We start from the raw sequence: 14,572 nt of genomic DNA on the forward strand, positions 1-14,572 counted from the left end.
TCCTCAGCTTTTTCGGGCCGGTCGCGCTATCGGCGGGTGAGCAGGTCGTCGGGGGTGGACGCGTCGACCGGGCCGGTCTCGCGTTCGAGGAATCCGGTGCCGATCGCGACACCGACGTTGTCGATGAGCCGGGTGGTGCCGATCCGCGCGGCGATCAGCAGCCGGCCGTCGCCGCGTTCCGGCGCGGGCCCGAGGTCCACGCCGCGCAGCTCGAGGTAGTCCAGCTCCACCTCGGGCGCGGCGGCGAGCACCTCGCGCGCGGTGGTGAGCACCGCCTCGGGACCGCCGGCGGCGGCGTGCGCCCCGGCGACCAGCGCCGCGGACAGCACGGTGGCGACCCGGCGCTGTTCCGGATCCAGGTAGCGGTTGCGTGAGGACAGCGCCAGCCCGTCCTGCTCACGCACCGTGGGCACGCCCACGATGCGGACGTCGAAGTTGAGGTCCTCCACCATCTGCCGGATCAGGGCGAGCTGCTGGTAGTCCTTCTCGCCGAAGAAGGCGACATTGGGGGCGACGATCTGCAGCAGCTTCGCCACCACCGTGAGCATCCCCGCGAAATGCGTCGGGCGGCTGCCACCCTCGAGCTCCGCCCCCAGCGGCCCCGGGTGGATCACGGTCCGCCGGCCCTTCGGGTACATCGCGGACACCGACGGCACGAACGCCAGCTCGACGCCGGCCTCCCGCAGCAGCTCCAGGTCGGCGTCGAGGGTGCGCGGGTAGGCGTCGAGATCCTCACCGGCCCCGAACTGCAACGGATTGACGAAGACGGACACCACCACCACGGCACCGGTGAGCTTCGCCTGCCGCACGAGCTCCAGGTGACCGGCGTGCAGGGCGCCCATCGTCGGCACGAGGGCGACCGTGCGGCCGACGCCACGCAGCGCCTTGGTGACCTTGGTCAGGGCGGCGGGGTCGTGGTGCACGGTCAGTTCGCCGCGCACGTAGCCGCCCTGTTGCGATTCACTCACCGTGATCAGCCCCTTCGAGGATCTCCATCAGTTCGGGTTTCGCTCCGGCGCGCTGCGCGGATCGCAGGGACATCGCGCGGTATCCGGTAGCGATCCGGGGATCGACCTCCCCGAGCACCCGCAGGTGCGTGGCCACGGCCTGTGCGTCGCCGCGGGCGACGGGTCCGGTCAGCGCCGACGGCCCGCGGCGCAACGCGTTGTCGAGGGCCGCCGACAACAGCGGCTGCAGCACCCGCTCGGCGACACCGCCGGGCGCGTCGTCGACGAGTTGCTGGCCGAGCAGTTCGTCGCCCTCGAGCGCCACCCGCAGCGCCTCCACCGCATCCACCACGAGGGTGACGAGGTGGTTGCTGCCGTGCGCGAGCGCGGCGTGGTACAGCGCGCGCCGCTCCTCGCGGACGCGCACCGGTTCGCCACCGATCTCGAGCACGAGGGACTGGGCGATCGCGTAGCCGATGTCGTCGGCGGCCGTGATGCCGAAGCACGCCGAGGCGAGCCGGGCAGTGTCCTCGTCGTGGCCGGTGAAGGTCATCGCCGGGTGGATGGCGAGCGGCACGATGCCCTGCTCGGTGAGCGGAGCGAGGATGCCGACGCCGTTCGCGCCGGACGTGTGGGCGACGATCGTGCCGCGCGAGACGGAGCCGGTGGCGGCGAGCCCGCGGACGAGCGAGCCGAGTTCCGAGTCCGGAACGGCGAGGAGCAGCAGGTCGCAGCGGGCGGCGACCTCGTCGACGGGGAGAACCTCGGTGTCCGGAAGCCGGGTGCGGGCGCGGTGCTTGGACAGTTCGGATACCGCGGAACAGGCCACGACCAGGTGGCCGACGCGTTCGAGTGCCGCGCCGATCGCCGTGCCCACCCGCCCGGCGGAAACGATTCCGACCGTCAGTCGTGCAGGCGCAGGCTCGTTTGTGATCCCGAAGGAGGTCACGGGAGTCCTCTCGTTCGTTCCAGTCCCGCTCGGCGGGTACCAGACGTTCCGACCGACAATAGCGCGGCCCGAGCAACCCCGGCCATGGCCGGGGAACGTGATCTGCGCCTCACCCGGCGCGGCGAACGCTCAGCGCTCGGCGGACAGGGCGGCGAGGATCTCCGCGACCGTGCGGCCCTGGCTGTGTGCCCCCTCGCCGGCACCGTCCGGCCGCCGTCGCCGGGCGCGTCGGCCCGTGGGCTCGGCGTCGTCGTCCGCCTCGGCCTGCTCCTCGGGTTCCTTCGGCTGCGACCCGGACTCGGCCCGGCCCTCCGGTTCGGCCGGTTCCTCCGGCTCGGCCCGGTCCCGCCGTTCCGTATCCTCGGATCCGCCGGGAGCGGCCGTCGCGCCCGCCGGCCGGCGGGGCACGGCCGTCGTCGTGTCGCCGTCGGTGACCACCGTGGTCTCGGCGGTCACCGGCTCGTCGTCGGGCGAGGCGAAGAACGGGCCCGCCGGACGGGGCGCGGCCGTCACCCGGAAGTTCCCGCCGCCGAGCTCCTGCAGTTGTCCCCGGCCCGCCCACAACGCCGCGCGGTCCTCGGGCAGCCGGCCCTCGAAGAGCACCTCGAGGTTGCGGCGCAGGGCACCGAGCTCGGCGCGCAGGGCCGCCATCTGGTCGGCATCGATCCGCAGCTCCGACCTGACCTTCTCCTCGACGGTCAGCTCGTACTCGCGCCGCGCCGCGATCTCCCGTTCGAGCTGCAACTCGTACACGGTCTGCAGATCCCGGACCTTGGCACGGTCCAGCGCGGACTCGCGACGGTACTTCGTCATCGCGATCGCGCCGACGGTGGCGGCCCACAACGCGACGACCAGACCGACGCGCAGCAGCTGGACGCTGTCGCTGAAGACCAGGAACAGCGACGCGATCAACGCCAGGGCGAGCAGCGCCGCCACGATCACAGAACTCGCGCTGCGCCGTGACCGACGGCCCTTCCTCGTTCGCACCGGAGTCCCCATGCGTTCCAGACTACTGGGCGCGGCCGCCGGGTCCCGAGAGTCGAGCGCACAGGATTCGCCGCCCCGGTCAGGTCGCGGGCTCGTCCGGGTCTTCCGGTGTCCGGCAACAGTGTTCGAGCCACAGCGCGGCAGCCGCGAGCGCCACGCCGGCGAGCAGCCCGACGATCACCCCGGCGCTGTCCTCGACCGCGGCCTGCAGCACCGGCCGCTGCGGAACCAGGTACAGCAGGAATCCTGCCCAGATGCCCGCGCTGGCCGCCCCGACCAGAGCCGACGCCTTCGCCAGCGCCACCGCGCGGGCCGCCGTGATGGGATGCAACTGGTGCGGCCCGTCGCCGATCTCGTGCTTGCCCACCCGGGAACGGATCATGAACGCCAGCACCACCTCGACGATCGCCACCGGGTACAGCGACGCCCCCGCGTAGACGGGGATCGGCGGCAACGTGCCGTACAGGCCGCGCGCCAGCAACCACGCCGCGACGGCGGCGAGCACCGCCAGCGCCAGCAGGTCCCGGATACGCGTCGCCTTCATCACCGCGGCGGCTCCAGCCGGTACTCGGTGCGGCGCACCCCTTCGCGTTCGTCGACGTCGAGAGCGGCGAGCCACTCCGTCAACGGTCGTCGCGTGCCGTCGACCGTCAGCGTCGCCTGGGGTTCGACGTCCCACCACGGGACGAGCACGAAGGCGCGCAGGTGGGCGCGCGGATGCGGCAGGGTCAGTTCGGCATCGTCGCTGAGCACCTCGCTGCCGTCCGAGTCGTGGCAGGTGACCACGTCGACGTCGAGGCTGCGCGGGCCCCACCGCTGCTCCCGGACCCGGTCGGCGGCGGCCTCGAGCTGCCGGCCCAGCTCGAGCCAGCCGCGGCAGTCCAGTGACGGGTCCTCCGCGACGACGACCGCGTTGAGGAAGTCCTGCTGCTCGACCCCGCCCCACGGCGCGGTCGAGTACACCGGCGACACGGCCACGATCCGGTCGGCGAGGGCCTCGGTGACCGAGCGCAGGAGCGCCGGCCGGTCCCCGATGTTCGACCCGATGGACAGCACCACCCGGCTCACGAGCCGCTCCGGGTGCGATCGACCACCACCGCTACGTCCGCGAAGGTCAGCGGGATCGGCGCCGACGGCTTGTGGACGGTGACCTCGACCCGGGTGACCCGCGGATCGGTGAGGACGTCGTCGGCGATCTCGCCGGCGACGGTCTCGATGAGGTCCCGCGACGGGCCCGCGACGATCGCGGCGGCCCGCTCGGCAAGGATGCCGTAGTGCAGGGTGTCGTCGAGGGCGTCGCTCGCCGCGGCCGGCGCGAGATCGAGCCACGCGACGATGTCGATCAGGAAGTCCTGACCGTCGCGCTTCTCGTGGTCGAACACGCCGTGGTGGCCGCGTACGCGCAGTCCGCGCAGTTCGATCCGGTCGCTCACGCCGGTCCTCCCGCCGCACTGCCGCGCTGCCACGCGCCGACGACGGCGACGGCGTCGAGCGACGCCCGCACGTCGTGCACGCGCACCCCCCAGGCCCCGCGCTCCGCCGCGAGCGCCGACACGACCGCGGTGGCCACCTCGCGGCCGCCGGGTGGCCGGATCGTGCCGTCGGGGGCGGCGAGCAGGGACCCGAGGAACCGCTTGCGCGACGCGCCGATCAGCACCGGGTAGCCGAGCTCGGTCAGCTCGGGCAGCCGGTGCAGCAGTTCCCAGTTGTGGTCGGCGTCCTTCACGAAACCGAGTCCGGGATCGAGGATTATGTTCGCCGGCTCCACGCCTGCCGTGAGCGCGGCATCCACCTGCACCATCAGCTCATCGCGGACCTCCCGGACCACGTCGTCGTAGTGGGTGGACCCGCCGGCGTGCACGAAGCCGCCCGCGGGCCGCCAGTGCATGAGGATCCACGGCACGCCTGCCGACGCCACGACCGCGGCCATCCGGGAGTCGGCGCGCCCACCCGAGACGTCGTTGACGATGGTGACGCCGGCCTCGATCGCGGCCTCGGCCACGGACGCGCGCATGGTGTCGACGCTCGTGGGGATGCCGGCGGCGCTCAGGGCGGCGATGACCGGCGCGACGCGCCCGGCCTCGACCTCCGGGTCGACCCGGGCCGCTCCGGGACGGGTGGATTCGCCGCCGACGTCGACGATGTCCACGCCGAGGTCGCGCAGTTCCAGACCGTGCGCGATCGCCGCGTCGCGGTCGAGGTACCGGCCACCGTCCGAGAACGAATCCCGGGTCACGTTCAGCACGCCCATCACCACCGGGCGCCCGGGGTTCGGGAGCGCGCTCACCGGCGGAGGATCAGATCCAGAGCCTCGGCGCGCGACGCCGAGTTGGACTGCAGCAGCCCCCGCACCGCCGAGGTGGTGGTGCTCGCCCCGGGCTTGCGGATGCCCCGCATGGCCATGCACAGATGCTCGGCCTCGACGACGACGATCACCCCGACCGGATCGAGCTTGCGCACGAGCGCATCCGCGATCTGACTGGTCAGCCGCTCCTGCACCTGCGGGCGCTTGGCGTACAGGTCCACCACCCGCGCCAGCTTCGACAACCCGGTCACCCGGCCGGTGCGGCCGGGAATGTAGCCCACGTGCGCGACCCCGTGGAACGAGACCAGGTGGTGCTCGCACGTGGAGTACATCGGGATGTCACGCACCAGGACGAGTTCCTGATGGCCCTCGTCGAAGGTCTTGTCGAGGACCGAGTCCGGATCGGTGTACAGGCCGGCGAACATCTCCCGGTACGCCCGCGCGACGCGGGCCGGGGTGTCGAGCAGACCTTCGCGCTCGGGGTCCTCCCCCACCGCGATCAACAGTTCCCGGACGGCCGCCTCCGCGCGGGCCTGATCGAAGACCCGGCCCGATTCCAGGCTGCGCAGGACCTCGCCGTCACCGCCGATCGACGCGGAATCCGTCTCGGAATCCAGGTGATTCACCGACACCAGACCGTACCTCCACTCTCGTTGACTCGGGCTCAGCGCGGACCGGTCGGCCCCTCCCACGGCTGTGTCGGCGGTGGCTCGGGAGCCACGTTCCTACCGGTCTGCCGCTCGTCGTCGTCGGCCGGGCGCGCGGGCTGGGTCCATTGCGGATACCCAGGATAGGTGCTCTGCGGCGGCTGCTCGGACTCGGCCGGCGGCCAACCGGGTGCCGACCAGCCGGCCGGCGCGCCGTAGTCGGGCCGGGTCGCATGACGCGGCCCACCCGGGTGCGGCGGCTGCCCGAAGCCCGGCAGGGGCTCCGAGGCGGGCGCCGGCACCGGCGCCGGATGCCCGTTCGTCGGCGCCGCGGGCTGCGGCTGCGGCTGGGCGGGCTTGGTGAAGGACGGGCGCACCGCTTCCGGCGGCCACGGCTCGCCGCGTTCCTTCGCCAGCTCGGCCGGCGTCTTGATCGGGGGCTTGTCCGACGGCGTGCGTCCACCGAAGTCGTTGAACTCGGTGATCCGTGGCCGCTTCTCGACGGAGGCGAGGATCCGCTCGAGGTCCTTGCGGGTGAGGGTCTCGTGCTCGAGCAGCTCACCGGCGAGCAGGTCCAGCGCGTCGCGGTAGTCGTTGAGGATCGCCCACGCCTCGGTGTGCGCGGCCTCGATGAGGTTGCGTACCTCCTCGTCGATCTCGCGGGCCACCTCGTGCGAGTAGTCGGACTGCACGCCCATCGAGCGGCCGAGGAACGGATCGCCGTGTTCCTGCCCGTAGCGGACGGCGCCGAGGCGGGCGCTCATGCCGTACTCGGTGACCATCGCCCGGGCGATCTTGGTGGCCTGGTCGATGTCGGAGGAGGCACCCGTCGTCGGCTCGTGGAACACGAGTTCCTCGGCGGCGCGGCCACCCATGGCCATCACCAGGCGGGCGATCATCTCCGAGCGGGTCATCAGGCCCTTGTCGTCCTCGGGGACGGTCATCGCGTGACCACCGGTGCGGCCACGGGCGAGGATCGTCACCTTGTAGACCGGCTCGATGTCCGGCATCGCCCAGGCGGCGAGCGTGTGCCCGCCCTCGTGGTAGGCGGTGATCTTCTTCTCGTGCTCGCTGATGATGCGGCTCTTGCGCCGCGGGCCGCCGATCACGCGGTCCACCGACTCCTCGAGCGAGGCCTCGGTGATGACGGTGCCGTTCTCGCGCGCAGTGAGCAGCGCGGCCTCGTTCACGACGTTGGCCAGGTCGGCACCGGACATGCCGACCGTGCGCTTGGCCAGCCCCTCGAGGTCGGCGTTCTGGTCGAGCGGCTTGCCCTTGGAATGCACCTGCAAGATCGCCCGGCGCCCGGCGAGATCGGGATTGCTGACCGGGATCTGCCGGTCGAACCGGCCCGGACGCAGCAGGGCCGGATCCAGGATGTCGGGACGGTTGGTGGCGGCGATGAGGATGATGCCCTGCCGGTCCCCGAAGCCGTCCATCTCGACGAGCAGCTGGTTGAGCGTCTGCTCACGTTCGTCGTGGCCACCGCCGAGGCCGGCGCCACGCTGGCGGCCGACCGCGTCGATCTCGTCGACGAAGATGATGCACGGGCTGTTCTGCTTGGCCTGCTCGAACAGGTCGCGCACGCGGGACGCGCCGACACCGACGAACATCTCCACGAAGTCCGAACCGGAGATGGTGAAGAACGGGACACCGGCCTCGCCGGCGACCGCGCGGGCGAGCAGCGTCTTGCCCGTACCGGGAGGTCCGTACAGCAGCACGCCCTTCGGGATCTTCGCGCCGAGGGCCTGGTAGCGCGCCGGATTCTGGAGGAAGTCCTTGATCTCGTACAGCTCTTCGACCGCCTCGTCCGCACCGGCGACGTCGGCGAACGTGGTCTTGGGCATGTCCTTGGACAGCTGCTTGGCCTTGGACTTGCCGAAGCCCATCATGCCGCCGCGGCCACCGCCCTGCATGCGGCTCATCACGAAGAAGAACACCCCGAGCAGGATGATCATCGGGAGCACGAACAGCAGGATCGACGTCAGCCAGCTCTCCTGGGTGACGGTGGTGTCGAACTTCTCGAGGCCCGCGCCGGCGACCTTGTCGAAGATCTGCTCGGACGCCGACTCCGGGTACTTCGCGAGGATCTCGGTGTTGTCCCCGGTCGCCTCGTTGCCGCTCTTCAGCCACAGGCGGACCTGCTGCTCGCGGTCGTCGATCTGCGCCCGGCTGACGTTGTTCGCGTCGAGCTGGGCGATCGCGACAGACGTGTCCACCTTGGCGAAACCGCGGGTGTCGTCGCCGAAGTAGCTGAAGGCGTAGATGACCAACAGGATGCCGGCGACGATCGCCAGATTACGGAACACTGTCTTGCGGTTCATACAGGTTCGGCCCGGCCGGCCGGTCCTTTCGATAGTGCGGTCATCATCGTGGTCGTCCCGAGGAGTCCGGCGACGAACCGGACACCGCAAGGTTACCGCGTGGACGCGCAGCGTTGCCCTCGCGCGGCCGCACGGTCCGAAGGATCAACGTCCGGGACCACCCGGGGGTTCCCGGTCGCGTCAGGTGCCTGCGGTCACGGGCCACGACGTGGTTATCATTTCGCATGGCCATGCAGGAGCCGGACGCTGCAACCGAGGCCGACCCGACCCGGATCACCGAGGCCGAGCCGACCCGAACGGCTGCGGCCGAGCCGACCCGAACGGCTGCGGCCGATCCCACCCGTACCGCACCTGTTGACCTCACGCGCACGGCCGATGCGACCACCGAGCCGACCCGCACGGCTGCGGCCGTCCTTCCTGGCGAGGCGACGACCGAGCCCTTCCCGGTCCGCGTCCCCGCCGGCATCGACGACGTCGAGGCCGGGAACCGGATCGACGACTTCGACCTGCTCACCAACCTCGGCCGCGGCGCCTTCGGCCGCGTGTTCCTCGCCCGGCAGCACTCGATGCAGCGGCTCGTCGCGGTGAAGATCTCCCCCGACCGCGGCACCGAGGCGCAGACCCTCGCCCAGCTCGACCACGACTACATCGTCCGCGTCTTCGACCAGCGGATCCTGCCGGAACACGGCCTGCGGCTGCTGTACATGCAGTATCTGCCGGGCGGGACGCTGCTGCGGGTGCTGCACCGGGTGCGCACCACCCCGCCGGAGCAGCGCAGCGGCCGGCTCCTGCTCGACGTCGTCGACGAGACCCTCGCCGAGAAGGGTGAGATCCGGCCCGCCGAGTCGACCGTGCGCAGCCGGCTCGAGAGCCTGACCTGGCCCGAGACCGTCGCGTGGCTCGGCCGCCGGCTCGCCTCCGCGCTGGACTACGCCGACCGGCGCGGCGTGCTGCACCGCGACGTCAAGCCGGCCAACGTCCTGCTCACCGCGGAGGGCGTGCCCAAGCTCGCCGACTTCAACATCAGCTTCGCCGAGTCCGTCGGCGGCACGTCCGCCGTGGCGTACCTCGGCGGGTCCCTGGCCTATATGTCGCCCGAACAACTCGAGGCGTGCCATCCCGGGCTGCCCGGCACCGCCGCGGACATGGACACCCGCAGCGACATCTACGCGCTCGGGGTGATGCTGTGGGAACTGCTCACCGGCGGCCGGCCCAACAGCGAGGACGATCTGGGCGCCGAGACCCTGCCCGCGCTCGAGACCATGCTCGCGCGGCGCCGCACGGGACTGACCGCGGCTGCACGCGAGCGGGTCCCGGCCGACTGCCCCCAGACCCTGCTCCGGGTGCTCGCGAAGTGCCTCGAGCCGGATCCGGCGGACCGGTGGGCGTCGGGCGCGGAGCTGGCCCAGCAGTTCGACCTATGCCTCGATCCGCGGGCCCGGGACCTCGTCGACCCGCCGCCGCACAGCTGGCGGGCCCGGCTGCGCCGCCCCGTGGTGCCGATCCTCACGGCCGCGATCGCGATCCCGAACGTGCTGGCCGCCCTGTACAACTACCAGCACAATGCGAACCTGATCGTCGACCGGCTCCCACCGGACACCCAGCGCGAGTTCGAACAGCTCGCGCTGATCATCAACGGGATCACCTTCCCCCTCGGCACGGTGATCATCGTGTACCTGTGCCGACGGCTGATCACCGTGCCGCGCGGCCTCCACCGCGGCCGCAGCTACGACGCGGTGGAACTCGCCCGGGCCCGGCACGACGCGCTGCTGATCAGCGACCGCGTCGCCGCGGTGGTGATGACCCTGTGGACGGTCGCGGGCATCGCGTTCCCCGTCGCGCTGCACTTCGTCGGCGGCAACATCGACGGCCCCTCGGCCGCGCACTTCCTCACGTCGATCCTGGTGTGCGGCGCGATCGCCGTCGCCTACCCGTTCTTCCTGGTCGCCTTCTACATGGTGCGATCGTTGTATCCGGCGTTCCTGCCGCACGGGGCGACCGACGCCACGGACGCCCGCGAACTCGAGGGGCTGCACCGGCGCAGTGTGCGTTACCTGGCGCTCGCGGCGGCCGTGCCGCTCGTCGGGGTCGCCGGCGTGACGTATCTCTCGCCCGAGGAGATCCAGCAGGTTCTCGTCGCGGTCCGGGTGCTGGCGGTGGGCAGCATCGCCGCGTTCGTGCTCGTGTACTGGTTGTTCCGCATCATGGAGGACGACCTGCGGGCACTGCAGCGCGGCATGGCCCCGACGCGGTCGACGCGCGATCCGGTGGGGCCGACCTCGGATCAGCCGGTGTAGACCTTCGGGTCGAGGGTGCCGATGTACGGCAGATCGCGGTAGCGCTCGTCGTAGTCGAGGCCGTAGCCGACGACGAACTCGTCCGGGATGTCGAATCCCACGTCGGCGACGTGGACGTCGACCTTCACGGCCTCCGGCTTGCGCAGCAACGTCACCACCTCGAGGGACGCCGGGTTGCGCGAGGAGAGGTTGCGCATGAGCCAGGACAGCGTCAGGCCGGAGTCGATGATGTCCTCGACGATCAGCACGTTCCGGCCGGCGATGTCCTTGTCGAGGTCCTTGAGGATGCGCACCACACCGGACGAGGACGTGGACGACCCGTACGAGCTGACCGCCATGAACTCCATCTGGGTGGGGATCGGCAGTGCCCGCGCGAAGTCGGTCATGAAGAAGATCGCGCCCTTGAGCACGCCGATGAGCAGCAGGTCACCCTCGGGTGCGCCCACCGGGTAGCGCGTGGCGATGGTCTCGGCCAGCTCCTTCGTGCGCTGCTTGATCTGGTCCTCGGAGATCAGTACCGACGCGATGTCGTTCTCGTACACCGGGTTCTTCCTGCCTTCCCTCAGTCGTCCGCGCCCTGTCGCCGGCCGACGAACTCGACGATCAGCCTGCCACGCCGACGCGTGACCACCAACCTGACGCCGGGCTCCGGCCCGCCGCCCACGGCCACCGCGCCCTGCCCGCGCCACCGGCCGATCAGCTCGTCGGCGGCCCGCAGGGTGCGGTCCGTCGGCGCCGACGCCCCCGAGTCGAGCAGCCATCGCCGCAGGACCCGCCGTCGCACCGCCACGGGAGTGCCGGCGAGGGCGTCCACGGCCAGGCCGGTCCCGGCCCGGGCCTCCGCGAGCAGTTGCAGGGCCAGTTCCTCCAATGCGTCCTCGTCCTCGCGCAACTGCCGGGCCGTGCGCGCCAGGGCCGACGCGACCCCACCCCCGAGCACCTCCTCGAGCAGCGGCAGCACCTCCTCACGCAGCCGCACCCGGGTGAAGCGCCGGTCGCTGTTGTGCGCGTCCTCGTAGGGCGCGTACCCCAGTTCCGCGCATGCCCGGCGGGTGACCTCGCGGTGCACCCCGAGCAGGGGGCGGCCCCACGGATCGTCGAACTCGCACATGCCGCGGAGGGACCGGGCACCGGAACCGCGGCCCAGCCCGAGCAGCACCGTCTCGGCCTGATCGTCGAGCGTGTGCCCGAGCAGCACGGGCAACCCCGCCCGGGCCTCGCCGAGCGCCCGGTAGCGGGCCGCGCGCGCTGCCGCCTCGAGTCCGCCGGGGCCGGTCACCGCGACGCGGACGACCTGCACCGATCCGCACCCGGCGGATCGCGCGAACTCCGCGGCCAGGGCGGCCACGTCGCCGGAGCCGGGTTGCAGGCCGTGGTCGACGACGACGGCCCGCACCGAATCCGCCTCGGCGACGGCGGCGGCGGTCAGGGCCGACGAGTCGGCGCCGCCGGACAGGCCGACCGCGACGGACCGGCCGTGGGCCGCGACCCACCGCCGCACGGCCAGGCGCACCTCGTGGAGGGCAGGGGTCTCGGGCAGGAGCGGCCGCTCGGACGACACCGTCAGCCCAGCACCCGCGCGATCCACGCGTGGGGGTCGTCGATCTCGGCGAGGGTCGGCATCGCGTCCGGACCGCTCCAGACGACGTTGAACCGGGCCATGCCCGCCCGCTCGACGACGGTGTCGACGAACTTCTTGCCCTGCACGTACTGGGCCATCTTGGCGTCCATCCCGAGCAGTGCGCGGATGATGCGGTGGACGGGGTTCACGGCCCGGCGCCGGCGGTTGTCGAACGCCCGGCGGATCTGCGCGACGGCGGGCACCACGGTGGGCCCGACCGCGTCCATCACGTGGTCGGCGTGGCCTTCGAGCACGGTGCCGAGGGCCAGCATGCGGTCGAGTGCGGCGCGCTGGGGTTCGGACTGCACCGCTCGGACGAGACCGAGCACGCCGCGCTCGGCCATGGGTTTCTCCTCGCCCGGCCGGCGATCGCGCAGGACCCCGGTGATCCGGCCGGCCAGGTCGGTGAACGACTCTTCCGCGGTCCGGCCCAGCTCCGCCGCGGCCTCGCGCATCAGATCTGCCATCCACGGCGCCTCGGCGAACTGCACGCGGTGGGTGACCTCGTGCAGGCACACCCACAGCCGGAAGTCGGCGGTGGGCACCCGCAGCGCCCGCTCGACCGCGACGACGTTCGGCGCGACGAGCAGCAGCGACCGTGAGAACGGGTCGTACTGACCGAGCACGGCGGAGGAAAGGTACGCGAGCATCGCACCGGCCTGCACGCCGGCGGGCTTGCCGACCCAGCGGCCGTCGGCGGGCCCGGAACCGGTGAGGTCTGCCATCGACCTGGCGGCGGCGTGCACCCAGCCGGACCGGTCGACGACCGCGGCGGGCGGCACGTCCCGCCCGTCACCGAGTCCGGTCAGCTCCCGCACCGGCGGCTCGGCGCGGTCGGCGGCCGACGCCAGCTCGGCGGAGACGGTCTCGGCGGTGTAGCGCGACATCGCCGGGCCCGGTCGGGTCAGGCGCGCCCCGATCCCGGCCGCGAGCTTCCAGTCGATCGCGTCACCCAGCGTCCGGTCCTGGTCGGTCATCGGCATCCGCATCCTCGGAGGGTCGCCGCCACCGCGTCGAGGGCCGGCCGGCTCTCGCCCGGCGGACGGTCGTTGGACAACAGGGCGAACGTCAGCACCCGTCCGTCGGTGTCGACGACGAATCCGGTCAGGCCGCTCGCCTGTGACAGAGTGCCCGTCTTCGCGCGGACCCAACCCGCCCCGTCGCGATTGGTCGAGGCGTAGCGCTCGGAGAGGGTGCCGGTGGCGCCGGCGACGGGCAGGTAGTCCAGCATCGGGCGCAGCGACGCCTGTTCGGTTCCGGCGGCGGCGGCCATCACCCCGTCGAGCAGTTGCGCGGGAATCCGGTTGTCGACGGACAGCCCGCTCACGTCGTGGAGGGTGAGCCCGGTCAGGTCGAATCCGGCCTCGCGCAGGACCGCGGAGACGCTGTCGACCGCGCCGCGGAACGACGGCTCGGCGCCCTCGGCCGCGGCGATCTCGCGGCCGACGGCCTCGGCGAGGACATTGTCGGAGTAGCCCATCATCTGCCCGAGCCGGTCGCGCAGCGGCGCCGACTGGACCGCGGCCAGCGGGGCTGCTCCGGGCCGGGCGGTGCCGGCGGCGACCCGGGCGGGGTCGGCGCCGAGTGCTGCGGCGAGGGCCCGACCGGCGTCGAGGGCGGGGGTGGGCGTGCGCGGCGACTCGTCCTCGAGCGGGTTCAGGCGGCCGCCGTCGAGCATCACCGGTTCGATCGGGGCCACGGAACCGCCGGCGATGTCGGCCGGGAACCAGCCGGGGGCCAGAGGGTCGCCGGCGTAGGCACCGGCGTCGACGAGCACCGTGTCGACGACGGTGCCGCTCCGCTGGATCTGCTGCACCAGGTCGGCGATGCGCGGGGCGCCGGCGTAGAAGCCGGATTCGCCGACGGGCCGGGCGGTGAGGGTGGGATCGCCGCCGGCGACGAGCACGATCTCCCCCGGCCGGCCACCCTCGACGACCTTGGTGGTGACGCGGTGTTCGGCGGGCAGGGCGAGCAGCGCCGCGGCGGCGGTGAGGACCTTCGTCGTCGACGCCGGGATCATCGGCCGGGCGGGATCCTTCGACCACAGCACGGTGCCCGTGGCGGCGTCGGTGATCGAGCCGGTGAAGTTGCCGAGTCCCGCGTTCCCCAGCGCCGGTGCGAGCGTGGCCGCCAGCGCGGGAGCGGTGGGGGCGAGCGCGTCGGCGGGTACCGGCGCCACCTGCGGGGTTGCGGTGACGGGCGCCGGCGCGGGCGCTATCGCGGCGGCGGCCTCCCCGCTGCGGACGTCGGAGAGCGCGAAGGCTCCCCCCACGAGCAGCGCGACGGTTCCCGCTCCCCAGATGGTGAACAGGATCCGGAGGTTCCGGCGGCGCCGTCCCGCCAGTGTGCCCAGCTTCTTCTTGCCCTGCCCCGCCAACACGCCTCCGCTGTGTCGAATCCCGCGGCGTCCGCTCCGGCGAAACCCGCGCCCTGGTGGCCGCCCCGCTGGTCCGGCACCTGCGCCACCAGCCTAGCGCCGACCCGTTATCCTCTGT

Annotated in this window: 14 protein-coding genes; 1 reads left to right on the plus strand and 13 read right to left on the minus strand. The window is 72.4% G+C overall.

The window, feature by feature from the left end; all coding sequences use genetic code 11:
• Positions 1 to 26: 26 nt before the first annotated feature.
• From panC to ftsH, 9 genes are all read right to left on the minus strand, one after another.
• Positions 27 to 968, minus strand: coding sequence for a pantoate--beta-alanine ligase (gene panC, locus A4U64_RS21310; protein WP_006930397.1), 942 nt, complete (start codon positions 966 to 968; stop codon positions 27 to 29).
• Positions 961 to 1,896: a Rossmann-like and DUF2520 domain-containing protein gene (locus A4U64_RS21315; protein WP_029540714.1), complete on the minus strand. Its 936-nt coding sequence runs from the start codon at positions 1,894 to 1,896 to the stop codon at positions 961 to 963. Before A4U64_RS21315 ends, panC begins: the two co-directional genes overlap by 8 nt.
• Positions 1,897 to 2,025: 129 nt before the next feature.
• Positions 2,026 to 2,832 carry a DUF6779 domain-containing protein gene (locus A4U64_RS21320; protein ID WP_232334119.1) on the minus strand — a complete coding sequence of 269 codons (807 nt, stop codon included), beginning with the start codon at positions 2,830 to 2,832 and terminating at the stop codon, positions 2,026 to 2,028.
• 130 nt (positions 2,833 to 2,962) lie between these two features.
• Positions 2,963 to 3,427, minus strand: a complete 465-nt coding sequence (locus tag A4U64_RS21325; RefSeq protein ID WP_037200442.1) for a DUF3180 domain-containing protein — start codon at positions 3,425 to 3,427, stop codon at positions 2,963 to 2,965.
• On the minus strand, positions 3,427 to 3,951 hold the full coding sequence (folK, locus tag A4U64_RS21330; RefSeq protein ID WP_065923083.1) for a 2-amino-4-hydroxy-6-hydroxymethyldihydropteridine diphosphokinase: 525 nt from the start codon (positions 3,949 to 3,951) through the stop codon (positions 3,427 to 3,429). The genes A4U64_RS21325 and folK overlap by 1 nt, the downstream gene beginning before the upstream one ends.
• Positions 3,948 to 4,316, minus strand: a complete 369-nt coding sequence (gene folB / locus A4U64_RS21335) for a dihydroneopterin aldolase (RefSeq protein WP_006930416.1) — start codon at positions 4,314 to 4,316, stop codon at positions 3,948 to 3,950. Before folB ends, folK begins: the two co-directional genes overlap by 4 nt.
• Complete coding sequence (gene folP / locus A4U64_RS21340) at positions 4,313 to 5,134, minus strand: dihydropteroate synthase (RefSeq protein ID WP_044475554.1); 822 nt, start codon at positions 5,132 to 5,134, stop codon at positions 4,313 to 4,315. Before folP ends, folB begins: the two co-directional genes overlap by 4 nt.
• Positions 5,135 to 5,166: 32 nt before the next feature.
• A complete protein-coding gene (gene folE / locus A4U64_RS21345; RefSeq protein WP_006930424.1) occupies positions 5,167 to 5,820 on the minus strand; it encodes a GTP cyclohydrolase I FolE in 654 nt (217 codons plus the stop codon).
• 32 nt (positions 5,821 to 5,852) lie between these two features.
• Positions 5,853 to 8,159: an ATP-dependent zinc metalloprotease FtsH gene (gene ftsH, locus A4U64_RS21350; RefSeq protein WP_065923084.1), complete on the minus strand. Its 2,307-nt coding sequence runs from the start codon at positions 8,157 to 8,159 to the stop codon at positions 5,853 to 5,855.
• A 224-nt stretch (positions 8,160 to 8,383) separates the two neighbouring features.
• Here ftsH and A4U64_RS21355 point away from each other — a divergent pair, with 224 nt between their 5' ends.
• Positions 8,384 to 10,456, plus strand: a complete 2,073-nt coding sequence (locus A4U64_RS21355; RefSeq protein WP_065923085.1) for a serine/threonine-protein kinase — start codon at positions 8,384 to 8,386, stop codon at positions 10,454 to 10,456.
• On the opposite strand, the gene hpt is transcribed toward A4U64_RS21355, so the two are convergent.
• From hpt to dacB, 4 genes are read right to left on the minus strand one after another with little or no spacing between them, the layout of a single operon-like run.
• A complete protein-coding gene (gene hpt / locus A4U64_RS21360; RefSeq protein WP_006930428.1) occupies positions 10,444 to 10,998 on the minus strand; it encodes a hypoxanthine phosphoribosyltransferase in 555 nt (184 codons plus the stop codon). The genes A4U64_RS21355 and hpt overlap by 13 nt on opposite strands.
• A gap of 20 nt (positions 10,999 to 11,018) precedes the next feature.
• A complete protein-coding gene (tilS, locus tag A4U64_RS21365; protein ID WP_065923548.1) occupies positions 11,019 to 12,017 on the minus strand; it encodes a tRNA lysidine(34) synthetase TilS in 999 nt (332 codons plus the stop codon).
• Between the two features lie 2 nt (positions 12,018 to 12,019).
• Positions 12,020 to 13,060, minus strand: coding sequence for a zinc-dependent metalloprotease (locus tag A4U64_RS21370; protein WP_006930430.1), 1,041 nt, complete (start codon positions 13,058 to 13,060; stop codon positions 12,020 to 12,022).
• Positions 13,051 to 14,457, minus strand: coding sequence for a D-alanyl-D-alanine carboxypeptidase/D-alanyl-D-alanine endopeptidase (gene dacB, locus A4U64_RS21375; RefSeq protein ID WP_029540702.1), 1,407 nt, complete (start codon positions 14,455 to 14,457; stop codon positions 13,051 to 13,053). Before dacB ends, A4U64_RS21370 begins: the two co-directional genes overlap by 10 nt.
• Positions 14,458 to 14,572 lie beyond the last annotated feature (115 nt).

This window comes from Rhodococcus sp. WB1 (genome assembly GCF_001700945.1).
GTDB classification, from domain to species: domain Bacteria; phylum Actinomycetota; class Actinomycetes; order Mycobacteriales; family Mycobacteriaceae; genus Rhodococcus; species Rhodococcus aetherivorans.